20 protein-coding genes are annotated in these 22,044 nt (G+C 54.4%); 7 read left to right on the top strand and 13 right to left on the bottom strand.

Features of this window, described 5'->3' with window-relative positions:
• Nucleotides 1-297 precede the first annotated feature (297 nt).
• The gene (locus D3H35_RS17615) at nucleotides 298-621 is read left to right on the top strand and encodes a hypothetical protein (RefSeq protein ID WP_119150541.1); all 324 of its coding nucleotides are present in this window, start codon (nucleotides 298-300) and stop codon (nucleotides 619-621) included.
• On the opposite strand, the gene D3H35_RS17610 is transcribed toward D3H35_RS17615, so the two are convergent.
• The 11 genes from D3H35_RS17610 to trhA all read right to left on the bottom strand — a co-directional run bounded on the left by D3H35_RS17610 (nucleotide 605) and on the right by trhA (nucleotide 13,363).
• Nucleotides 605-946, bottom strand: coding sequence for a hypothetical protein (locus D3H35_RS17610; protein WP_119150540.1), 342 nt, complete (start codon nucleotides 944-946; stop codon nucleotides 605-607). The two genes, D3H35_RS17615 and D3H35_RS17610, sit on opposite strands and share 17 nt — an antisense overlap.
• Nucleotides 934-2,841: a hypothetical protein gene (locus D3H35_RS17605; protein ID WP_119150539.1), complete on the bottom strand. Its 1,908-nt coding sequence runs from the start codon at nucleotides 2,839-2,841 to the stop codon at nucleotides 934-936. Before D3H35_RS17605 ends, D3H35_RS17610 begins: the two co-directional genes overlap by 13 nt.
• 236 nt (nucleotides 2,842-3,077) lie before the next feature.
• Nucleotides 3,078-3,941: a DUF72 domain-containing protein gene (locus tag D3H35_RS17600; RefSeq protein WP_119150538.1), complete on the bottom strand. Its 864-nt coding sequence runs from the start codon at nucleotides 3,939-3,941 to the stop codon at nucleotides 3,078-3,080.
• Nucleotides 3,942-4,040: 99 nt separating this feature from the next.
• Nucleotides 4,041-5,252: a VWA domain-containing protein gene (locus tag D3H35_RS17595; RefSeq protein ID WP_119151206.1), complete on the bottom strand. Its 1,212-nt coding sequence runs from the start codon at nucleotides 5,250-5,252 to the stop codon at nucleotides 4,041-4,043.
• 9 nt (nucleotides 5,253-5,261) lie between these two features.
• A complete protein-coding gene (locus D3H35_RS17590) occupies nucleotides 5,262-7,610 on the bottom strand; it encodes a DUF5682 family protein (protein ID WP_119150537.1) in 2,349 nt (782 codons plus the stop codon).
• Nucleotides 7,568-8,659, bottom strand: a complete 1,092-nt coding sequence (locus tag D3H35_RS17585; RefSeq protein WP_119150536.1) for an AAA family ATPase — start codon at nucleotides 8,657-8,659, stop codon at nucleotides 7,568-7,570. Before D3H35_RS17585 ends, D3H35_RS17590 begins: the two co-directional genes overlap by 43 nt.
• Before the next feature lie 100 nt (nucleotides 8,660-8,759).
• On the bottom strand, nucleotides 8,760-10,430 hold the full coding sequence (locus tag D3H35_RS17580) for a HEAT repeat domain-containing protein (protein WP_119150535.1): 1,671 nt from the start codon (nucleotides 10,428-10,430) through the stop codon (nucleotides 8,760-8,762).
• Between the two features lie 24 nt (nucleotides 10,431-10,454).
• Complete coding sequence (locus tag D3H35_RS32565; protein WP_233567978.1) at nucleotides 10,455-11,261, bottom strand: hypothetical protein; 807 nt, start codon at nucleotides 11,259-11,261, stop codon at nucleotides 10,455-10,457.
• Between the two features lie 35 nt (nucleotides 11,262-11,296).
• Nucleotides 11,297-11,893 (bottom strand): SWIM zinc finger family protein, encoded by a 597-nt coding sequence (locus D3H35_RS32560; RefSeq protein ID WP_233567977.1) that lies wholly within the window; start codon nucleotides 11,891-11,893, stop codon nucleotides 11,297-11,299.
• A gap of 124 nt (nucleotides 11,894-12,017) precedes the next feature.
• Complete coding sequence (locus D3H35_RS17570) at nucleotides 12,018-12,593, bottom strand: ribonuclease H-like YkuK family protein (RefSeq protein WP_119151205.1); 576 nt, start codon at nucleotides 12,591-12,593, stop codon at nucleotides 12,018-12,020.
• Between the two features lie 134 nt (nucleotides 12,594-12,727).
• Entirely contained in the window at nucleotides 12,728-13,363 is a 636-nt protein-coding gene (gene trhA / locus D3H35_RS17565; RefSeq protein ID WP_119151204.1) for a PAQR family membrane homeostasis protein TrhA, read from the bottom strand.
• Between the two features lie 177 nt (nucleotides 13,364-13,540).
• Here trhA and kduI point away from each other — a divergent pair, with 177 nt between their 5' ends.
• The 6 genes from kduI to D3H35_RS17535 all read left to right on the top strand — a co-directional run bounded on the left by kduI (nucleotide 13,541) and on the right by D3H35_RS17535 (nucleotide 20,583).
• Nucleotides 13,541-14,374: a 5-dehydro-4-deoxy-D-glucuronate isomerase gene (gene kduI / locus D3H35_RS17560; RefSeq protein WP_119150534.1), complete on the top strand. Its 834-nt coding sequence runs from the start codon at nucleotides 13,541-13,543 to the stop codon at nucleotides 14,372-14,374.
• A gap of 27 nt (nucleotides 14,375-14,401) precedes the next feature.
• Nucleotides 14,402-15,160, top strand: a complete 759-nt coding sequence (locus D3H35_RS17555; protein WP_119150533.1) for a DeoR/GlpR family DNA-binding transcription regulator — start codon at nucleotides 14,402-14,404, stop codon at nucleotides 15,158-15,160.
• On the top strand, nucleotides 15,105-15,902 hold the full coding sequence (gene kduD / locus D3H35_RS17550; protein ID WP_119150532.1) for a 2-dehydro-3-deoxy-D-gluconate 5-dehydrogenase KduD: 798 nt from the start codon (nucleotides 15,105-15,107) through the stop codon (nucleotides 15,900-15,902). Before D3H35_RS17555 ends, kduD begins: the two co-directional genes overlap by 56 nt.
• A gap of 38 nt (nucleotides 15,903-15,940) precedes the next feature.
• The gene (locus tag D3H35_RS17545) at nucleotides 15,941-16,909 is read left to right on the top strand and encodes a sugar kinase (protein WP_267901406.1); all 969 of its coding nucleotides are present in this window, start codon (nucleotides 15,941-15,943) and stop codon (nucleotides 16,907-16,909) included.
• A 17-nt stretch (nucleotides 16,910-16,926) separates the two neighbouring features.
• Entirely contained in the window at nucleotides 16,927-17,598 is a 672-nt protein-coding gene (locus D3H35_RS17540) for a bifunctional 2-keto-4-hydroxyglutarate aldolase/2-keto-3-deoxy-6-phosphogluconate aldolase (RefSeq protein ID WP_119150531.1), read from the top strand.
• A gap of 708 nt (nucleotides 17,599-18,306) precedes the next feature.
• Nucleotides 18,307-20,583 carry an ATP-binding protein gene (locus tag D3H35_RS17535; protein WP_199728535.1) on the top strand — a complete coding sequence of 759 codons (2,277 nt, stop codon included), beginning with the start codon at nucleotides 18,307-18,309 and terminating at the stop codon, nucleotides 20,581-20,583.
• 75 nt (nucleotides 20,584-20,658) lie between these two features.
• Here D3H35_RS17535 and D3H35_RS17530 read toward each other — a convergent pair whose 3' ends face one another.
• A complete protein-coding gene (locus D3H35_RS17530; protein WP_119150530.1) occupies nucleotides 20,659-20,943 on the bottom strand; it encodes a late competence development ComFB family protein in 285 nt (94 codons plus the stop codon).
• A gap of 54 nt (nucleotides 20,944-20,997) precedes the next feature.
• Nucleotides 20,998-21,984: an HD domain-containing phosphohydrolase gene (locus D3H35_RS17525; protein ID WP_119150529.1), complete on the bottom strand. Its 987-nt coding sequence runs from the start codon at nucleotides 21,982-21,984 to the stop codon at nucleotides 20,998-21,000.
• Nucleotides 21,985-22,044: the final 60 nt, after the last annotated feature.

Raw genomic sequence — 22,044 nt, 5'->3', positions numbered from 1 at the left:
GAGATTATCCTTTCTTTCCGATTGCTCGGGCCCGTAGAGGCCGATGGACGATCGTCGTCTTATTCGGTTGCGGTTGCGTTCTTGCGATGCTGTTGCGAATATCATGTACGGTCACGTCCGTCAGCCTCCTTCCTGTTTAAGATACTGCCTATCATATAGGCGCATGGGAATGGTTGTCAATATGAAAATAGAAAAAATTTATTGCCCCGTTTAGAATCATTTATCGAAACTATTGCATTAGCGAGGAAAGATGCCGTATGATCGACATGAACATACGATTGACAAGGAGACGGTAGAATGGGAATGTCGAAGGCCAAAAAAAGCCGGCTGAAAACGCAAAGAGAAGGAAAGCTTAACCCGGAAATCGGAAGGCTGGAATGGACGCGAAAGCCGATTACGCAAGTAAAACCGAATACGAAGGCTGAACAGCGCCGATCGCAATGCCGCCATAAAGGCAGCCGCGACGGCGCTTATTTTTTTGGAACTGTGAAAATAACGGCTGTTGAGTCCGCAACGAATAAACTACCGCCGAATGGGAAAGAGGGTGCCCCTCATCCATCCTTAGGGGGCACCCTCTTCGTTTATTTAGTCTTCAATACGATGCTCAAAGAGGAGAAATAGGCAAATCCGCTATTACGAATTCCGTATAGCCAATTATTTTGCTGCCTTCCGCAGTGCTGGTCAATTCGTAAATGGCAACGTATTTTTGGTTTTTTTGGACCATAATATTGCTCGGCCCTCCTGTATTCGGGTAATACAAGGACGGGCTAGGCGCTACACTCCAGTAATCGTCGCCATAGTTTGGAGGCGGAGTCGCCGTTACTACGTCAAAATCGCGTACGGAATAGGCGAAGTAGCGATTCGCGGCATTGGCGATTTCTACGTTAAGGGTGTAAGTCGAGCCTATATCTTTCAAGATTGGATTCGTACCGGCTATAACAGGCACAGGCCGGTAGGCTCCTCCGTCTCAACCGGAACGGCGCCTTTAATGTCCGCCGACGTCAGTATGATTTGTTTGTAGCCGACGATTTTGCCGCCTGCCAGCTCATACAAGTCGATAAATTTTTTCGTAATCGGGTCTAATGTGCCGATTTCGCTGCCGCTGTTAACGAGATTCACAGAACCCGGAGGAAGAGCGCCTCTGACTATCGTCGGGACAGGATCGCCTACCGATCTGACCTCAAACTTGAATATGTTGCCGGCTTTGGCCGGGACAACCGTCAGCTTCGTCGAGCCTTCGCTCAAGCCCGGAGCTATCGTGAAATTAATAGGAGCAGGCGCGAACATGGTCGCAATAAGCTTGATCGACGCGAAAGAAAGAAGGTTGCCGTTGCCGTCCAATTCGTAAACGTCCACGAATTTGTTTACATCGCCAAGGAAGGCGACAAGGTCTTGAGTCGTCGAAGTAACGAGCACCTTGCCGGATGTGGAAATCGGAGTGCCGACGGCAGGCAGCACGTTCGTCGCTTTGCTGTTAATGGCGTAATAAACCGTGTTGCCGGAATTGACGGTCAACGCCGCACTGCCCGCGGTGTACACGGACGATTGAACGGTTGAAGCCAACACTGGAGCCGTAATTTTGCCGTAGTCCGCCATGGCGATTTCCGCAAAGCCCACTATTTTCGATTGCTTGTTCAGCTCATAAACATCGATATATTTGCTGTTACCGATGATAAGATCCGTTCCGGACTTGTAGGCCGTCGTTCCGGACGGAGCGGAATCTCCCACTTGCGGCAGTACGGAAATTGGGGAATCGGTCAGCGCAATCTGAAACGTTCCGCCCGCAGCCGCTTTAAGCACAAAGATGGTGCTTCCCGCTTTTTTGCCGTAAGTGGACGAGGTTACCGTAACAGCAGGAACGGAAATGTCGGCTTGCTTCAGCTCGAAGGACTGGTACGATGCGACTTTGCCCTTATCCGTAATTTCGTATACGTTCAAAAACTTGTTTTTCACCGTATCGACGCCCCGGATGTCATTGCCGCTCGTGTACGGGAACGTTCCGGCCGGCAGAGAGCTTCCTATCGTCGGCAGTACCGTCGGTTTTTTAGCTGCCAATTGGTAAACTAGAGCGTTGCCGCTCTTGCTAAGAGTAGCAGTCAGCTTTGTCGTGCCAGCCTTGGAACCGGCCGCGATCGTCGGCTCCTTGAGGGCGGACGCCGTTACGATGGCGTTGTCCACTTTAACTTCGGTGAACGCCACCGCTTTTCCGCTGCCGTCAAGTTCCACAAAGGCAATGTAGTTGTCATTTGTCGGATCCAGGGGGATGTTCTGGCCGAGCGTATAAACAATGCCGCCTTCAACGGACGATCCGATAAGAGGTGGATACGTTACCGGAACGTTACCGGGAAATACCTTTAATTTGTTACCTTTGCCCAAGGTAGCCGTTGCCTTGATTGTCGTTGGCGCAGTCCCTGGCGCGATGACGAGCTTGTTGATCGCCGGAGCGAGATTAGCCGTGTAGTTCGTGCCGATTTCAAGCTCCTTGAATTTCTTTACTTTGAAGGTAGTGCCGTCAATTTCATAGATGTCGACGTATTTGGCCGTTTTCAAATCGACCTTGATGTCCGTTGACGGAACGTAATAGATGGCGGTGGCTGGTACTGTGGTTTCTTGCGTAGGAACTTTTGCCTGTGTTTTCGAGAGCTGGTAGACCAGAAAATCGCCGGAATCCGGCACTGCCGTAACTTTGGTCGTTCCGGCATCAGTGCCGGCGCTGATCGTTGCCGACAGCGCTTCTGCCGGCGTCGGCGCAGTCGCGGCAAACGCGGAGCCTATTAGGGCTATCGCCGCGAATGCTCCCGAGAATGCGGTTGCAATGATAGATTTTTTGACAAAATTCATTTGTTCAGCCTCCAAGTCGGATGAATGATAGCTTTGTTTACTCTTGTTATCGGATTTTTAGTTCTAAAGAATTAGTTAATTTTGTTAATTATTTTTTAGATAGTTCGTTTGGATTAATTCTTTCGACGGATAAGAAGCGATATAATGAGCAGCGGAATCAATGTCCTTGAAGGTTGGGATAAAAAATACGACGCCCAGCACCGGTTATCGGGCAGGCGTCGTATCGCAATGAAAGTCTACAGGTCAAACAAATCCAATTGCTCGGGCGAGGGCTCCGGCTCCGGAAACCCGATCGGCTCCTGACCGAGCATCGCCATCAGCTGCTTCGCATTCTCGGCAGCGTCGCCGCCGGAATTATTGTTAAAAATCACGCATACGTCACGGCTTTGCTCCGCAAGCTCCAGGACGTTATTTCTCCATTCCTCTAACTCCGCTTGGCCGTATCGATACAAATACCGCACCTCCCGCCAGTTCGGAGCGCTGGCCTGACTCCAGCCCGACATGTTGCGGCCGTGCATCCGCACGATCGTCATACCCGGATTCGTCGCCTGCAATACAGTCGGTACCGAGCCTTCTCCAGCCTGCGGTTCGTCGCATACGCTGTGGATCCAATCTTCCCCGGCCATGAACGCCAAAGTCTTCTCCCGATATTCCGGCCGAAACCAGCTCTGATGACGGAATTCCAGTGCGCATGGAATGCCTTCCATCCGTTTCCGGGCTTCCTTCAGCATCTCGACGTTAGCTCTCGTGCAATCGAACCAAGGCGGATACTGGAACAGCGCCGCGGTCAGCTTCCCCGCCTCCAGAACAGGCTGCAACGACTCCCGGAATGCCCCGAACAGCTCGCTTTGATCCGCCGCGACGCCTCCACGTTGATGCCCGGTCAAGCCTTGATATGCTTTGACGACGAATCGAAAATCGTCCGGCGTCTCCTCCGCCCAGCGGCGGAACCGGTCAGACGGCTGAATCGCGTAGAACGAGCTGTCCACTTCGACCGTCGAAAAATGACGCGAATACTCCTTCAGCTTGTCCTTTGCCTTGAGCCGCTCCGGATAGAGCTTGTCATGGTCGCCCCAGCCCGCCAATCCTATCGAAATCACGTCCGTCCAGCTCCCGTTCCGTCATTTTTACCAGATTACCATACCGGGCAAGGAACCGCATTCTCGGCATCGCCATTCTAGTCGCGGGCCGACGGAAGGCTATGATTTCAGCCCATCCGCCAACACTTGCAAGTCCATTCCCTTTAGAGCTCCCTCGATCAGCTCGGGAAGTCGATTCGGAGAACAGCCGAAGCTAGGAATGCCGAACTTGGCAAGCTTCGTGGCGACTCGCTCGTCATAAGAAGGAACGCCCTCATCAGACAATGCCAGCAAGCACATCGTCTTTACGCCCGCCTGGTGCATCTCTCCCAGCCTTCGAATCATCTCCGCCTGATTGCCTCCCTCGTACAGATCGGATACGAGTATGAACAACGTTTTTTTCGGTTCGCGGATGAAGGTCTCGCAGTAGGAAATCGATTTGTTAATATCGGTTCCCCCTCCCAATTGAATGCCGAAAAGCATATCGACGGGATCATGGGCGCATTGTTCGCTCAAGTCGACGACCTCCGTATCGAAAACAACCACTCTGGTATCGAGAGAGGGCATACTGGCAAATATCGAGCCGACGATAGAAGCATAAATGACGGAGCCGGCCATCGAGCCGCTTTGATCGATATCCAATATGACCGTCCACTCCTTGCTTCGACGGGCGCGGTCGAAAAAGTAGATTTTTTCGGGAATGACTATGCCCCGTTCCCGGTCGTAATTGCGCAGATTGCGACGAATCGTCGTCTTCCAATCCAATCCGCTCGCGGACGGCAGAGGAGAATGCTGTCGCCGATTCAGAGCTCCGGTTACGGCGCGGCGAAGCTCCTGCTCCATCCGCTTGACGATTTCCTCGACGACGGAATGAACAAGCCTCCGCGCCGTTTCTTTTGCTTTCTCCGGTATTTGGCCGCGAAGCGACATCAGCGTCGCGACCATTTGAATATCCGGCTTCACTTGGGATAGCAGCTCGGGCTCGAAGAGAAGTTGCTGCAGCCCCTTTCTCTCGATCGCATCCGCCTGAATGACGGACACGATGTCCGGCGGAAACAGAGCTCTAACATCTCCAAGCCACTTCGCGAGCCGGGGCGACGACTTCCCTAATCCCGCCGATCGAGAAGCTCCTCCAGCTCCTGGCGAGGCTAAAGTTCCCCCTCCGGCGGCTTCGGTATCGTCATAAATGGCGGCAAGAGCGGCATCCATAACGGAATCCTCGTCCGTAAGCAGCGGACCGCCTCCCCCGGCCATGGAAGATAAGCTTTCTTCGGCCGCCTCCCCCAGTACGAATCTCCAGCGTCGCAACTTCTCGGCATCGATATCTTTCATAGGCATCGGCTACAAGTCCTCGAAATCAAAATCGTTAAGCTCATCCAGACTCTCCTTCTCCTCTTCGCTAAGCGGCCGTTGCAAGTGCAAGCTGGAGTCTTCCGCTCCCCATAATCCGCCTAACAGATCGGCGACGGCTGCTTTATCTCTGGGCTCGAACGCCGAGAAAGCCCGGCGCAAATAGACCAGAGATCTGCGGAATTGCTCGTCTTCGAGAGATTGAATATACGCGTCCAGATGCTCCCAGAGCAACGGCCGCGACAAGAGTGCGTAACGGTTGCGCATAGACAATCCTTCAAACCAGCCCGCCCCCAGATCGGCGGGGATGCCCGGAGATAACCTTCTGGACACCTCTCTGGCCACTTCCTCCCCCGCCCACGCGTCCTGCTCAAGCAAAATGGCAAAGCTGAAGCCGGATAGCTTCGGATTGCGGTCGTCGCGTGTCGCTAGACGGTTCAATTCCCGGAGCCAGACGTCCCCGTCCACTTCGCCGTCATGCTCCTGGGCTAAGGCATGCAGCATCCGGACAGCCGACAAGACGGGAGCCGCCGCATCGTCGTTGCAGTTAGCCGCTTCGTTGACGGATAACGCTCCGCGCAGAAACAATTGGCGCAACAACGGAACAAGCGATTCCGTCTCATGCTTGCGGATCGAGCTGAACCGGATGATCGTCGAAAGCTCGAAAGCCGCCTCCGCGACGTGCTCGAACGATCCGGCATCGACGGCGAGCGTCTGAAGCAGGCGCTTGGCATCGTTCATCGCCTTCGGAAGATCGCATAAGCAAGCCGCGCGGATTAGTCTTGACGCTTCACCGATATGCGAGATCGACAGCAGCCTCTCATGAATGACGTAGGCCGCCGCTACTTCGAGTGTCTCGCCCTTCAACGTCGATTCCACCGCTTGAATCTCCGTCTCGGGAGACCACTGCAGAGTCCAGTGCTCCGCCCAACTGGCGGCATCCTGTCTCACCGGAAGCTTGCGGGCAAATCGGATATCCAGTATCTCAAGACGATGCAGCAGAATAGATCGGTTCAAATCGAGATAAGCCGCGCTCTCCGATTGAACACGCCTGTTCTCGCGCAAATCCAACTCCAGACTCTGCGCGACGGGCGACTTGTATTTCTCCAGCTTCAGCCGCCGGAGCTCTCTGGCCAAATCATCCTGGATTGGGGTTTGGCTGACGCCTTCCGGCAGCCGGCCTATGACCGTTCCTATATCGACGCGGGCAAGAGCCTCGGCAATGACGGACAATTCTCCTCCGCCTAGACAAACGACAGCTGCGTCGCGGAGATCTTGCCAAGTCGGCTGGCTCCCGCTTCTGAGAGAGGCGAGAGCTTCGGCCATTCTGACCGCCTCAATGACGGATGCCGTCGATCGGTAGGTTCCCCTCTCCCTTAGCCGCGCTGCCAGATTGGACAAATAACGATTGGGAAGCTCGGGCAGCCTGCCTTCCCGCAAGCATTCCCAGAACAGCTGGAAATAAGCTGGAGCCTGATTGCCCGCCCCATAACCGGAGTGGGAAGAAAGCTTATAATACGTATAGGGCATAAGAGTGAGGCGAGTGTCCGTAAATGATAGAGCCGCCAGCTCCCGATCCGTCATGACGTGGTTCGTCCCTGTCAGTACAGACGCGTGGTGCGCGCCCGTTACGACGACGACATCGCCTGGAGCGTGCCCGGCCTCCAGCGTCTCTTGAATTCGCCGGCGCATGTAGGCTTCGCGAATTTCGTTGTAGGCGGCTCCTTGTGGATTGAAAGCAAGCTCATCTTGCTCCGTCAGCTCCCTCATGCGGACGGAAAAAACCGAAATCGTCTCTCTATACGCTTGGTCGCCCGAGTTGTGTTCGAACTGCCGCTCCCAATACGCCTCATAGTCGGGTTCTTCCGATAGCTCGGCGATTCTCCGATACAGCTCGCGTTGCCGGAACGCATACTGTTGCCGATCTTCGGCCCTCGACTCGGAGTCCTCTTCGGACGTCAGTCCGTGCAAGGCCAGCGCGTTGCCGGAAGGCAAATCGATAAACTCGCAGGCTGCTCCGTGGCGATCGGCCCAACGAAAGGCCTGATATTCCGGCGAATAATCCGCAAACGGGTACAACAGCGTTCTCACCGGAAGCTGACTGGTATAGGCAAGCAGCGCAATCGGCGGCACTACGCCCTTGGAAACGATCTGGGAGATGAGACCGCTCGCATCGCTAGGCCCTTCTACCAATATCGCAGAAGGCCGAACCGCATCTAGGAACTCGGTAAGATGATAAGCCCCCGAAGGCGACAAATGACGGATGCCGAAGACGCGAACCTCTCCGCTATCTCCGGTCAATCGTTCATTTCCCGGCAAGCGTTGTATAGGCTCCGCCATTCCGACCCCCGCTTTTTCATGACGTTGTCCAAATATTCCTTCCAGACAAGCCTATCCTTTTCCTCATCCTTCACGATAGCCCCTTGGAGGCCTCCCGCCAAATCCTCCTCCGTTATCGTCCCGGTTCCGAAGCTGCCCGCGAGCGCCATGCTTCCGGTTAACAACGAGATCGCTTCGGCCGTTGAAATAACGCCCGAAGGAGGCTTAATCTTTTCTTTGCCGTCCAACGTAACGCCGCCGCGAAGCTCGCGGAAAATGGTCACGATCTTCATAACGGCCTCTTGCGCCGGCAGCGACGCCTTCAATTCGTAGCTTGAGGCAATTTCAGCCACCCGGCGGCTAACGATATTCACTTCCGTCTCCAGATCCGAAGGTGATGGAAGAACAATGATATTGAACCTGCGTTTAAGCGCTGCGGACATCTCGTTAACGCCTCTATCCCGGGTATTGGCAGTTGCAATAACGGAAAACCCTTTCGAGGCGGCAATTTCTTTCCCCAGCTCGGGAATAGCGATCGTCTTCTCCGACAGAATGGAGATAAGGGCATCCTGCACTTCGGAGGCGCAGCGGGAAATTTCCTCGAACCGGGCTATTCCTCCCGTTTCCATCGCCCGATAAATCGGGCTTTTGATAAGAGCGCTTTCCGAAGGCCCCTGGGCCAGCAGCATAGCATAGTTCCAAGAATAACGGACATGCTCTTCGCTCGTACCGGCCGTTCCTTGAATTACCTTGGAAGAATCTCCGTGAATGGCTGCCGTTAAGTTTTCGGACAGCCAGGATTTAGCCGTACCCGGCTCGCCGATAAGCAGCAGCGATCGATCGGTAAGAAGAGTAGCGATCGCCATTTCGACGAGACGACGGTTGCCTATATATTTCGGAGTAACGGTCGTCCCGCCGACTTTTCCGCCGGTAATGAAGGTCAATGCCGCGCGGGGCGACAATTGCCAGCCCGCAGGCTTCGCCTCATTGTCGTGGGCTCTCAGCGCCTCAAGCTCATCCTGGTACAGCCGCTCCGACGGGAGCCTTAAGACATTTTGTTTTTGATCCATAAGAGCCACCCTTCCTCCTCCAATTGATCGTTCCATTCGTTAGGCTTCGCTTTCAGTTGCTCGGCAATATCCAGCACCTGATCTTGAACGCTCGGATAAGTCAGCTTATCTGCCGCGAACCGGGCAAGGGTTCGGCGTATGCGCCAGGCAAGAGCATTAACGCATTCATTTGATCGTCGTTGAGGTAATATATATTTCCGTGGACACCGGAATACAGCACATGCATGAGCAATTCGGGAGTATCCTTATGGCCGATCCTGTACAAGGCAAGAAGCGCCCGCACGGTATCGTGATCCGTGAAGTCCGGCTCGGCCTTGCATTTATCCGCCAAGTATGCCGCCGCGTTGCTGTCTTGAGGTCTAATTAGGCGACTGACAGAGTTGATGTGATCCGTCTTCACGAACAAGCCGATCCAACGAGAATCCACTTTCTCCCCGGAACCGGATGCGGCTGTTTCTTCATCCTCGGAACTAACGAAGTCGTGGAACACGCGAAGCAAATCGCGCACGACCCCCTTCCTTCCTTGCTCAAAAAAACCGGAGAACGAATCGAAAGCTTCTTCCGGCGGCAGACTTCGAAGCGCCGCGCCAAAGCTGTAGGACAGGAAGTTCCCATTGTGCGAATCCTTGAGCGAGACTGCGAATTTCCGGGCTTCCGGATCATTCAACCGAACGAGTTGCTGCACGGCCCGCTCCTGTATTCCCGACGTCTCGCGGATAGCAAAAGCCGGATCGTTCAGCAAGCTCTTCAGTAACCCAAACATCTCTGATGTCTGTCGTCCTTCAAGCGCTTCGAGCGCCGATTGAAGACGACCGACCGTCTCCTCGTCCTTGCGGCCGTCCTTAATATCTGCCTTCAAGGAGTCCGCCAGCTCGATAATTCGGGCGACCAACCGGACATCTCTGCTTTGCCTAGCCGGTTCGATTGCGATCTCCCTGTCTTTCGAAGCTAAAGCTTCGAAAATTTTGGCCGCCGCCTTTGGAGTATCCAAGCGCGACAAAGAGGCCAAAGCGGCGCGCCTAATTTCCTTGCGCCTATCTCCCGCCAATCCGAGAAGCCGTTCCTCCTGATCAGAGTAGTCGCCAAGCGCGTGGATGGCAGCCAGGCGGACTTCGAACGCCCCTTCTTCCGCCGCTCTCGCGTACAGATCGATCTCGGCATATCCCGATAACCGATGAATCATCTGCAATCTCCGCGAATCTCCCTTTCCCCCGTCCAGCTCCAGCTTGGCATGAAGCACAGGCAGCGCATAAGATCCATAAGAGGGGATAATCGCGTGAATGAGCAGCTCCGGGATCTCCGGGTAGCTCTCGTCAAGCGCGGAAACGGCGGGAATAAGCAAACGAAAATCGCGAAATACTCCTTCTTGGTACGCCGTTTGCAGAACTTCAAGACGTCCCGGCCCTTTTTGAGTCAGAGCGTCCAATACCGGCTTTATTTTCCGATAACCGATATTCGCATATGAGAAATCGTGCCCTCCTTGCAAAGGAACAATCTCTCCGTCCCCGATATCCGTCCTTCCCTGGGTATACGAAATCGAGTTCAACAGCATCGCCAATTCCAAAAGCCTCGAAGCTCCGTCGTCTTCCGCCGGACCGATCGCTCTTTCCACCGATTGGGCTACGCGGGCGAATACGGGCGCTGTTTCTCCTATTTGTCGCAGCGAGGGCACAAGCTTGGTAAGCTTCAGGTCTCCCGGAGCCAGCTTGCCTCCAGCTATGAATAGCCTGCGTACCTCGTGCCGCAGCTCGATAAGCGCGTCCATGCTCATTCCATTGTCTCCCCGATCTCATAATTAAAAAAGCAGTCTGACAATATCCCTATCCGTGATTACGCTTAGCGGCTTGGCAGACAATCTGTTCCGACTCTTGTCATGGCTGAACATGACTGCCATCGCCTGATTTTCCAGATAATCTCGCGCAAGCAGCGGCAATAACGGAGTCGTCGCTTCATGGATCGGACCGCTGTCCTCCAGAGGAAGCTGTTTCCCCTGATGATCCGTCAATACGTAGCGACCTTCTTGAACGGCAATGTCCCGAAATGCGAGAAGCAGAACCGGATGCTTGTCTGACAGCGGATTTTTCATTTGGTTTTTCGCCAGCTTGACGGCATCGGGCACAGAGCGAAGCGCTTGGACTTTCAAAGCTGCGCAATCCTGCGGCTTCGGCTCCCGATAAGAAGCTTCTTCCCAGCGGATCCGAGGGTTGAGCTCTCCAGGATAGATGAATAGCTCTTTGGCTTGAACGACGTGAAAGACGGAATCTTCTTCCTTGATATATTTCGCTGCGCGATAAGGCCGGTATGTTCGAGTCGCGAACACTTTATCCGATCCGGTGCCAGCCCAATAGCCTTGGTCAACGAACTCCCCCCGCGCTTCGTCCGCATAGGAGTGAAACGCTAGCTGTACCAGCTCCACGTCCTGCTGGACGAGCCCGTATTCCCTAAGCTCGGCAAGCTGCCAAGCATGTCCGATTCGTTCCTCCAGCGTCGATTCCGTATCCATCGGGGCTTCAGGGTTGTTCAAGCGTCCGGTTAAGTACTCACGGCTTTTACGAAACAGAGAATGAAGAGTCGTTAGCCGCTCCACGGCTTCCGTATACATCGCGTCTCTGTCGTCATCGGCTTGCAGCGTTAGTATCAGGTCGCGAAAAGCCGCTTGTACCCCGGGATGTAGTAATTGCCCAGTTGCTTGTCCTGTTCCGCCAACATTCGGATCGTCTTCTTATCCACGCTGCCGAGCCCGGACTGTACGAGGCCGGCGACGAGCCGCTCCGCCTGCGCGAGGCCTTCGAGCTGAGCGGCTATTTTCTTCGCAAGCGCGGATTTGTTCGTCTTGCGCTTCGTCGGCTCTCCGACTGCTGTGTCAGCTTCTTTTTTCTTTTCCTCGCGCTTATCGGCCTTGTCCCTTTTGTCCGCAATGTCTTGAGGAATGCCTTCAATCGCAAACTCTTTGCCGGAGCAGTAAGAGTACAAGAGTCCGAGCAGATGCTTGCATGGGAATTGTCTGCTTGGACAAGAGCAACGGAACACCGGGGAATCCGATTTAAGGAAATCGACGGAACAGCGATAAGGCTCGCTTCCGCTGCCTTTGCACTCGCCGAACAACAGCGTTCCGTCGTCCGACTGGCAAAGCAGAGGGAAGTTATTCTTCCTCGCCAAATCTTTACCGTTCTTAATGGCATTGGCGTTAAGCGCCAATTGGTCAACGTAAGCTTCCGTAAGTTGCGTAAGCATTCGATCCCCCGTGTAAAATGTGATACCAATCTACTTCCATATCAAGCGGATCATTTCCTGTCAGCTGATGTCGGAAATAACCCGTCAACGAAAAAAATGTCGACATTCCGTCCAACTCCCGCCCCTACATCACGAGCCGGATCGGCTTCTTCGTATGCCTGTTCGCATAAGAGGAAGCCGCATAAGCTTCCGGCTTCACGCGGGGCGCGTACATGCCCATCGCTTCCACTCTGTCCATCATTTCCTGCACGTACAGAGACGTTTTGTTGACGGCCGGCTCCGTACCCGCGTCAATATCGATGTAGGTCTCCAGCATCGCGCCCTGATAAACGTAAGGCAGCAGCAAATCCTCCATTCGCCCGACCGCGTCGGCATCGAAGAAAGCGGCAACCCTCTGCGAAAAAGACGTCTCCAGCACCAGCTTCTCCCGGATGGAGGTCAGTTCCCTCGGTAACGCCGTCTGCCTGTAGCAAGCCCATGCTCCTTGACCGAGACGATGAATGATAATTCCCGTCACGAACTTCGTATACCCTCTATGCACTTGACTGTCCGTTCCTATGATGAAATGATACGCAGCTTTAGGATTTTGAGAAATGAAAGCCATGATTCTTGCCAACACGTCGCCCGGAGACAGGTTCCGTTCCGCGACGCTCTGAAAGCTCGACTCCCCCGGCACGGACAACCGCTGCTTCGCGCTCATTCTCATCACCTCGCCCTTCCGCATGCTACATCATATGGCGTTCCTCGCGAGACATGAACCCGCAAGTTGGAGCCGACGACGAAAAAGCCGACCCGGCATCGAAGCCCGGTCGGCTTTATTGAATCGCGGCAAATTCACACATACAGCAGGATGGCGAAAAAGTGCATGACGGAGCCAGCTACGACGAACAAATGCCAGACGGCATGGTGATACTTGAAGCCTCTCCAAACATAAAATACGGAGCCTAACGTGTATAGAAGCCCGCCGATAATAAGAAGATTAAGGCCGCCCTGCTGCAGCTCGGCCCGCAACGGCCCCCACGCGAACACGATAATCCAACCCATAGCCACATAAAATAACGTCGAGAGCACCAGAAATTTTTTCGTGAAAAAAGCTTTGAATACGACTCCGCCGATCGCCAGTCCCCACACGACACCGAACAGCGACCAGCCGAGCGGGCTTCTAAGCGCCGTCAGCAGCAGCGGCGTATACGTCCCCGCGATGAACAAATATATACACGAATGGTCGAACGTCTCGAACAAATCTTTCATTTTGCCTTCGGGGAAGGAATGAACAAGCGTAGAGGCCGCGTAGAGCAGAAGCATCGTAACGCCGTAAATGGTAAAGCTAACCACGTGCCATGCGGACTCCTTATAGCTTGCGAATACGATCAGCAGCACGAGCGCCGCAATGCTGAGCAGCGTGCCGATCCCGTGCGTAATGGCGTTCGCGACTTCTTCCTTGCGGGAGTATACGTGAGTATTTGCCATAACCGTTCCGCCTTCCTCCATACGTTCTTTCCTTCCGCTATTGTACCATTTTGTCGGCTCCAACTCTAAATCCTCGGCGCGATTTGCAAAAATACAGTTTGGTTTTCGTGTCATATTGTTCTATAATGTGTGATATATTAAAATCAAACATTTTCGAACATTTGGAGGTTATAAATTATGGAAATTCGCCATTCCACTAACCCGTCCGATGCCAAAAAATACGATACCGCCCAGCTCCGCCACCATTACCTAATCGAAGAGCTGTTCGTCGACGGTCAAATCAAGATGGTCTATTCCCATGAAGACCGCTTGATCGTCGGCGGCGCCAAGCCGACCGACGAAGCGCTCGCGCTCGAAGCGCAAGAAACGCTGAAAACAGACTTCTTCCTCGAACGCCGCGAGATCGGCTTCTTTAATATCGGAAGCAGCATCGCGGTCATTACCGTCGACGGAGAAGCTTACGAGCTCGGCAAGCTCGATACGCTATACGTTGGCAAGGGAGCGAAGGACGTTCGTCTGGCGAGCAAAGACGCGGCTGCTCCCGCCAAAATTTACTTCACCTCCGCTCTCGCACACTCGACGTTCCCGACACGCAAAGTGTCCGTCGAGGAAGCGAACACGCTCCACCTCGGATCGCTGGAGTCCTCGAACGAACGCACCATTCACCAGATCATCCACGAAAACGGCGTGCAAAGCTGCCAGCTTATGCTTGGCGTTACGCTGTTCAAGCCGGGAAGCGTCTGGAACACGATGCCTATGCACGTACACGACCGCCGGATGGAGGCGTACTTGTACTTCAATCTCGGCGAAGATGCGCGTGTCTTCCACATGATGGGGGAGCCGGACGAAACCCGCCATATCGTCGTGGCGAACGAGCAAGCCGTCATCTCCCCCGCATGGTCCGTCCACTCGGGCGCGGGCACGAGCAGCTACGCGTTCGTCTGGGCCATGGCCGGCGAGAATTACACGTTCAAGGACATGGATGCCGTCCCTATGAGCACGTTGAGATAAGAGAAACGACGGAAGGGGCTTGACCTCATGTTGGCCGCCGCAAGACACCAATTTATTATGGAACGTCTTCAGGAGAACGGAACCGTCAAAGTCGTGGAGCTAAGCGACCGGTTCGGCGTTACGCCTAAGACCGTAAGGGAAGATCTCGAAAAGCTGGAGGACGACGGCCTTCTTCGCCGCATACACGGAGGCGCCGTTGCCATACAAGGAAGCGACACTATTTTGCCCCTGCTGCAAATACCGAATACGAAGTTTCCGCTAGAGAAGGAAGCTATCGCGGCCCATGCTCTTCGTTACATTCAGGCGGAGGACGTCATAGCGCTGGACGCGGGCAGCACGACTCTGGAAATCGCCCGCCGCTTGCCGAACGAGCCGCTGACCGTGTTGACGAACGATCTGATGATCGTACGCGAGCTCGTCGGCAAGGAACAAATCCGGCTTGTCGTCCCCGGCGGGTATCGCCAGCATAACGTGCTGATCGGCAACGACGCGCTGGAGTGGGTCACTCGGCTCAACGTGCAGAAGGTGTTCCTGTCGGCGGCGGGCATTCACGAAAAATACGGGCTGTCCGTATTCACCGGGGAGCTTATCGAGCTGAAAAAAGCGTTTATGACAGGGGCTAAGGAAGTGTATGCGGTTGCCGACCATAGCAAATTCGACCGCGCCACGTTGCTTACGTTCGCCTCCTTGCAAGATGTCGATTTGATCATTACGGATGCCGGACTGGACGATGAGACGGTTCGGCGCTACGAAGGGAGCTCGGTCCGAATTGAAAAAGCTGTTTGATTTGACGGGGCGCACGGCAATCGTAACGGGTGCGGGACGCGGACTGGGTCGCGCCATCGCGGCAGGATTGGCGGAAGCGGGTGCCGACGTCGCGCTCGTAACGAATCGGACGCCGGCGGACGAAGCGAAGCGCGAGATCGAGGCTCTGGGACGGAAAGCTATCGTGCTGCAAGCCGACGTCGGCGATCGCGCCAAGCTCGCAGGTCTTGTGGAAGAGACGGTCGTGCAGCTCGGCCGTCTGGATATTCTGGTCAACAACGCAGGCATTATCCGCCGGACGCCCGCTGCCGAGCACTCCTACGACGATTGGCAGGAGGTGCTCGACGTGAACTTGAATTCGGTGTTCGTACTGTCCCAAACCGCCGGACGCGTCATGATCGCCCAAGGATCGGGAAAAATAATTAACATCGCCTCCATGCTGTCGTTCCAGGGCGGCATCAACGTGCCCGGCTACACGGCCAGCAAACATGCGGTCGCCGGTCTGACGAAAGCGCTCGCCAACGAGTGGGCGAGCAAGGGCGTCCAGATTAACGCCATCGCGCCCGGCTACATGAGCACGGACAACACGGAAGCTCTTCGCAACGATCCCGCCCGAAGCAAAGCCATTCTCGAACGAATCCCGGCGGGACGCTGGGGATCGGATGTCGACCTGGTCGGACCGGCCGTCTTCCTCGCCTCCTCGGCGTCGGACTACATGAACGGTCACGTGCTGTGCGTCGATGGCGGCTGGATGAATCGTTAGAACATAGTTGCGCAAAATCGGATCTGGAGGTCTTATACGTGAACGAATCGCTTCTGCTGAACGGACCCGAGGTCGTCACCTTCGGGGAGACGATGGCTTTATTCATGCCCTCTTCTTCCAAAGGAATCGAGCATGCCGCATCGCTGGAGAAGCTGTTCGGCGGCGCGGAAAGCAACGTCGCCATCGGACTGGCCCGGCTTGGACATCGGGTCGGCTGGTTCGGCCGGCTCGGCAACGATCCGCTGGGCCGGTTCATATTGAAAAAGCTTCGCGGCGAAGGCGTCGACGTCTCCAGAGCCGCTCTCTCGGCTAACGGACCTACGGGCCTTATGATGAGAGAGTCGATTGCCGGAAAATCGTCCGTCTATTACTACCGGAAGCTATCGGCGATGAGCGCCATGCAGCCGGATGAGCTTGATGCCGAATATATCGGCTCCGCGACCATTCTGCACGTAACCGGCATTACTCCCGCTCTTAGCGAAAGCTGCCGCCTGACACTGCTTGAAGCGGTCAGGATCGCCCGCTCCCGCGGAGTCAAAATCTGCTTCGATCCGAACATCCGCCTCAAGCTGTGGAGCGCGGACGAAGCGAGAGCGGCGCTTCTGCCGATCGCCGAGCAAGCCGATTATTTTTTGCCCGGCTTGGACGAGCTGAAGCTGCTGTACGGAACGGACGATCTTGGCGCGCTATCCGGTATGCTCGGCAAGCTGCCGGGCGTGTCCGTCATCAAAGGCGGCGCGGACGTCACCTACTTGCTTGAGAACGGCCGCCTGACTGAAATTCCCTATTTCAAAGCGAAGCAGGTCGTCGACACCGTCGGGGCGGGCGACGCCTTCTGCGCCGGATTCCTGTCGGGAGTGCTGAAGCGGAAGCCGCTTGGGGAAGCGGTTCGTCTCGGCAACCTTCTCGGTTCGTTGGCGGTTCAGGCATACGGTGATTGGGAAGGCCTCCCAACGTCGGAGGAAGTCGAAGCCGTGCTCGGCGGCAAAGGTCATGTAGAACGTTAGGAGATGGAGCATACACCATGAAAAAGCTGAAAATCGTCCAGCAAATCGTGAACGAAGGCGTCGTCGCGGTATTGCGCGGCAAGTCGGCGGAGGACGTCGTCGCCATGGCGGAGCAAGCGATCGCGGGCGACATCAAAGTCATCGAGGTGACGATGACCGTTCCCTTCGCCTTGCAAGCGATCGAGACTCTTGCGAAGAAGTATTCCGCCTCGGCCGCCCCCGATTCGGATCGTTACGCCATTATCGGCGTCGGCACCGCGCTCGATCCGGAGACGGCCCGCGCCGCCATACTGGCCGGAGCCGAATTCGTCGTCGGACCGTCTCTGAATCCGGCAACCGTCGCCCTCTGCAATCGGTACCGGGTGCCCATAATGCCAGGCGTCATGACCGTCAAGGAAATTCAAGAGGCGCTGGAGCTCGGCGTGGACATCTGCAAGCTGTTCCCGGGCAACCTCTACTCGCCTTCGACCATCTCCGCCATCAAGGGTCCGCTTCCGCAGGCGAATCTCATGCCTACCGGGGGCGTCAACCTCGCCAATCTTGGCGACTGGATCCGCGCCGGCGCCGTGGCCGTCGGAATCGGCTCGGACTTGACGAACGAAGCTGTGAAGACGGGCGACTACGAGCTCATCCGCCGCAGGTCGGCCGAATATATCGACGCCTATCGAAAAGCAAAAGGCCTTTCCTAAAAGGGAAATCGCCTAAATTAGATTCGACGCGCAGAGGCTGTCTCTTCGGTCATTCAGACCTTGGAGGCAGCCTTTTCCTATTCGGCGATTCTGCCTCTCCTTCACCCGATCGAGCGATTATTCCGACCGACCGGCTTCGGATTTCCGGCAGATGCTGCGAGAGCGCCCGGGACTCCACCCAGCTTCCGCTATGCTCTCAGGGTACCTTGGACTTATTAAACTTCCGCTACGCTCTCAGGGTGCCTCGGACTTCATTAAGCTTCCGATATACTCCCAGAGTGCCTCGGACTTCATTAAGCTTCCGCTATGCTGCCAGAGTGCCTCGGACTTCATTAGACTACCGATATGCCGCCAAAATTCCGATATTCATGCTATAGGTCCGCCCGACTCTAAAAGAAGCCCTGCATTTACTTGCAGAACATACAGTTAACAAAACAGATGGCGGCAAATGAATTTGACGGAAATGCACAACGTACAGCTAATTTACTCGCAAACTCGGTTAATGAGGAATTTCTACATAATTAACTGTATATTATGCATTTATCTTCCTAAGAAACGGGATTATCTTATACAATAACGGTACATTTTGCAGTTACTTGGGCCTATGCCGTCCGAAGCACCGTTTCATGCTAAAAGGAAGTTGTCGAATGATGTCGAATATATAAATACATACATAGGTCAAACCTAGATATTTCGGAGGCAAGTGACGTGTCTATCAAAGCGAAGCTCGCGCTGTTCATCTCGTTGATTGCAACAGCCATCCTATCGTTGAACATATCGATTTACTATTTCTCTTCGAAGGAAGAGCTCCAGGACGGCGCCGAGCAGCAGATGCTGACAATCGCCAAACAGATCGGCACCTCCCTGCAAGCTTCGGAAAAATCCCGTCGGTTCATGGAGGATACAATCGGCGAAAGGCTCCGCGCGGCCGCCATTGCGATCCAGAATGAGCTGGACCCTCGTATCGATCAGGTCCGCAACGAGCAATTGGTCCTTCTAAGCCGCAAGCTCGGCGTCGACCAAATTACGCTGTGGAAGCGCACAGCAGATAATATTATCCCGGTCAAATCGTCGGATCCCAGTGAAATTAACGATACCGGCGCCAAATCGTGGGACTACTGGTATACGGCATTCACCCAGTTATTCGAGCTGCAGCCGGTTACCGTCAGTCAAGGACAGAAGCTGACAAACTTCTGGGCCGGACCGATTCAATACGCGAGCTCCAATCCGGATCAGATAAACAAATGGGGCTACTATTACGACGGCACGACCGACTATATCATCAATCCGTATATCAACGCGCAAACATTCATCGATTTTGAGAACAATATCGGCACGAACGCGCTCGTCCGCAACCTGCTGGCCGATAATCCGGACATACTTGGAATTACAGGCTTCGATCCGGAGTTCTTCGGCATGCCTCCGATCATCAAAATGAAGAAGGGCAAGCTGGTACGGAATTTGGACGTGCGCGACATCGCCTTCGGCGAATATACGTTTAGGGACTTAGAAAACGATATCAATAACGTCCGGTATACGGCCAAGACGGGCGAAATGCTGACGACGACCGAATACTTGAATGGGAAACATGTCATGAAAAGCTTTATTTCTTTGGGCGCGCAGACGAAGTTTGTCGTTGGAGTAAGCTTCGACCTGAAGGCGATTGAAAAATCGTTGAATCACCAGCTGTTTCTCCATTCGACGATCTCGCTCGGGCTTGTCCTCGCCGCATGGCTCGCCAGCTATATCATTGCCGGCTTCCTGATCCGGCCGCTCCGTCAAATATTGCGCAACGTCAACGAAATCGCTCAAGGCAAGTTCGACAAAAGAATGGCTATCCGCAGCCATGACGAGTTAGGCTTGCTCTCCTCCAGGGTCAATACGATGGCGCGTAATCTTCAGACCTATACGGGGCAACTGAAGGAATCCGCAGCCGAGCTAAAGAGCACGAAAGAGTATTTGGAATCGTTCGTCAATCAGACGTGGGATGCAATCCATGTCACCGATTTGCATGGCCAGGTTATTCAGATCAATCATGCGTTCGAAAAAATGTACGGATGGAGCGCCGAGGAAGCGTTAAACAAGCCTCAGCAGGATATTCCGGACGACTTGCTGAGGGAATACGAGGATATTCGCGGCCGAGTATTACGCGGAGAATCGGTCGCCGATCATGAGACGGTCAGACGCAAAAAAGACGGGCAGTCGATCGATGTGAGCATTACGGTATCGCCGATCAGGAACGAGGCCGGGGAAATCGTCTCCATCGCGGAAATATCCCGGAACATTACCGCGCGCAAAGAAACCGAAGAAGTCATCCGCCGATCGGAGAAGCTGTCCGTCGTCGGGCAGTTGGCCGCCGGCGTCGCCCACGAAATTCGGAATCCGTTGACGACCTTGAGAGGCTTCGTGCAATTGCATCAGAAGAAAGGTTCGTTATCCGACATACACCTCGATGTCATGCTCTCCGAGCTTGATCGGATCAATTTCATCGTAAGCGAGTTTTTGGTACTCGCCAAGCCTCAGGTCAGCCACTTTCAGCCGGGGTATCTACAGCACATTTTGCACGATATTATTATGCTTCTCGATTCCCAAGCGAGCTTGTCCAACGTGCGGTTCGAAACGAAATTCGCCTTGAAGGTCCCGTCTCTCATTTGCGATACGAACCAGCTTAAGCAAGTATTCGTCAACATTATGAAAAACAGCATCGAGGCGATGCCGAACGGCGGTACGATTACGATCGAGCTCAACCATATTCCGGATGAGCAAGCCGCTGCGATCCGGATCATCGACAACGGCTGCGGCATCCCCGAAGACGAGCTGCCTCGCCTCGGAGAGCCGTTCTTCACGAAGAAGCCGTCAGGCAACGGACTTGGACTCATGGTCTGCCAACGAATCATAGCCAACCATAAGGGCCACATCCTTGTTAGCAGCCGGCTCGGCAAAGGCACCTGCGTCGAAATCTGGCTCCCGATGAGGAAAAACTAAAAAAACGAACAAGCCTCCAACGCCACCGTCAAAGTGGAGTTGGAGGCTTGTTCGTTCCGCGTATTCGCCAATTTGCTAATGATTCGGATTGCTCCCGATCACCGACGCGGCTTTGGCCAATTCCTTCAGCACGTCGGATTGCAGCTGAGGATCCATGTACTGCGCCTTGATGTACGCTTCCCCCGCCTGGCTGGACGTATACCGGGGAGGCAAATGGTTCAGAGCCAACAGCACGATATCGAGCTGGCATTTGTTGCAGCTGCACGAAAGCGAAGCGCTGCCCAGCATATGGGTCTCGAACGTGGATATGACGATGGGCTCCATCGCATTGAGGACCGACAATTCTTGAGATAATTTCACCGTGTCACTCCTATTCCGCTCGAGTCATTTTTTCATTCATTAATCCGATCTCTATTACTTTACCACGGTATTCATCGCTAGAAAAGAATCCACGATCTCAGGATCGAATTGCTTCCCCTTCTGCTCGGTCAAATAACGGAGGGCTGTCTCGGCATCCCATTTTTCTTTGTAGGGACGCTTGGTCGTCAACGCGTCGAAAACATCGACGACGCTGACAATTCGCGCCTCCAGCGGAATTTGGTCTCCTTGAAGGCGGTGGGGATAGCCGGTACCGTCCCATCGCTCATGATGATGCAGAATGATATTTTTGGCTGTCGCGAGCTCGCTCTCGAACAGCTCGTCATCCAGTTCGGCATAAATCTTGTCCACGATATCTACGCCGATCAGCGTATGCATCTCGATAATTTTTCGTTCGTAGTCCGCGAGAGGGCCCGGCTTGTACAGAATGCCTTCCGGAATCGACGATTTGCCGATATCGTGCAGGATGCTCGAATGGGCGATCCGGGATAAGTAAGACGGGCGGAGCTTTAACCCGAGCCTGTCGTTATGCTTCCGAACGAGCTGCTCGGTCAAGTTCTGAACTCTCAACAAGTGGGATTCGATGCCGGGGTCCCGGATTTCGCACGAGATAGCCAGCACCTTGAGCAGCGAGCCTTGAATTTGTCCCACTCGCTCGTCGTCCAAATAATAGCCCCGATCCAACTGCTCCAGCTCCCGGAACATTCCGACGAAATACGTTGTTCCTTCCATCTCGAACGGAGTAATCGTAATGGAAGAGTGCCACAGCTCCCGGTTCCGCTTATGGTTCGTGAACACTCCGGACCAACTGCTGCCGGAATGAATCGCTTCTTTCATACTCTTGTAAGTCGATGCGGGAGTGTAGGGCGACCTCAGAACCCCAGCCCCCTTACCGATAATCTGATCCGAAGCGTAGCCCGTAATCGTCTCGTAAGCGGCGTTCACCGCCAGAATGGTATGCTCCTCGTCCGTAATAATGACCGCATCCGCCAAAGACAGGAATGTTCGCAGCTGGCTATTCATGACAAGTCCTCTTTTCCGGTCCAAGCCGAATCGTGTTGTCGCTAGAAAAGTTTCACTTCA

The organism is Cohnella faecalis, assembly GCF_003570905.1.
Lineage (GTDB): Bacteria > Bacillota > Bacilli > Paenibacillales > Paenibacillaceae > Cohnella > Cohnella faecalis.
The sequence above is the reverse complement of the archived record's forward strand: the minus strand, read 5'-3'. Positions and strand labels throughout refer to the sequence as shown.

Bases quoted from the DNA above. Each gene is read 5' to 3' on its own strand.
- D3H35_RS17615 (WP_119150541.1), top strand. From the start codon at position 298: ATGGGAATGTCGAAGGCCAAAAAAAGCCGGCTGAAAACGCAAAGAGAA.
- D3H35_RS17605 (WP_119150539.1), bottom strand. From the start codon at position 2,841: ATGAATTTTGTCAAAAAATCTATCATTGCAACCGCATTCTCGGGAGCA.
- D3H35_RS17595 (WP_119151206.1), bottom strand. From the start codon at position 5,252: ATGAAAGATATCGATGCCGAGAAGTTGCGACGCTGGAGATTCGTACTG.
- D3H35_RS17590 (WP_119150537.1), bottom strand. From the start codon at position 7,610: ATGGCGGAGCCTATACAACGCTTGCCGGGAAATGAACGATTGACCGGA.
- D3H35_RS17585 (WP_119150536.1), bottom strand. From the start codon at position 8,659: ATGGATCAAAAACAAAATGTCTTAAGGCTCCCGTCGGAGCGGCTGTAC.
- D3H35_RS17580 (WP_119150535.1), bottom strand. From the start codon at position 10,430: ATGAGCATGGACGCGCTTATCGAGCTGCGGCACGAGGTACGCAGGCTA.
- D3H35_RS32565 (WP_233567978.1), bottom strand. From the start codon at position 11,261: ATGTATACGGAAGCCGTGGAGCGGCTAACGACTCTTCATTCTCTGTTT.
- D3H35_RS32560 (WP_233567977.1), bottom strand. From the start codon at position 11,893: ATGCTTACGCAACTTACGGAAGCTTACGTTGACCAATTGGCGCTTAAC.
- D3H35_RS17570 (WP_119151205.1), bottom strand. From the start codon at position 12,593: ATGAGCGCGAAGCAGCGGTTGTCCGTGCCGGGGGAGTCGAGCTTTCAG.
- trhA (WP_119151204.1), bottom strand. From the start codon at position 13,363: ATGGCAAATACTCACGTATACTCCCGCAAGGAAGAAGTCGCGAACGCC.
- kduI (WP_119150534.1), top strand. From the start codon at position 13,541: ATGGAAATTCGCCATTCCACTAACCCGTCCGATGCCAAAAAATACGAT.
- D3H35_RS17555 (WP_119150533.1), top strand. From the start codon at position 14,402: ATGTTGGCCGCCGCAAGACACCAATTTATTATGGAACGTCTTCAGGAG.
- kduD (WP_119150532.1), top strand. From the start codon at position 15,105: ATGAGACGGTTCGGCGCTACGAAGGGAGCTCGGTCCGAATTGAAAAAG.
- D3H35_RS17540 (WP_119150531.1), top strand. From the start codon at position 16,927: ATGAAAAAGCTGAAAATCGTCCAGCAAATCGTGAACGAAGGCGTCGTC.
- D3H35_RS17525 (WP_119150529.1), bottom strand. From the start codon at position 21,984: ATGAATAGCCAGCTGCGAACATTCCTGTCTTTGGCGGATGCGGTCATT.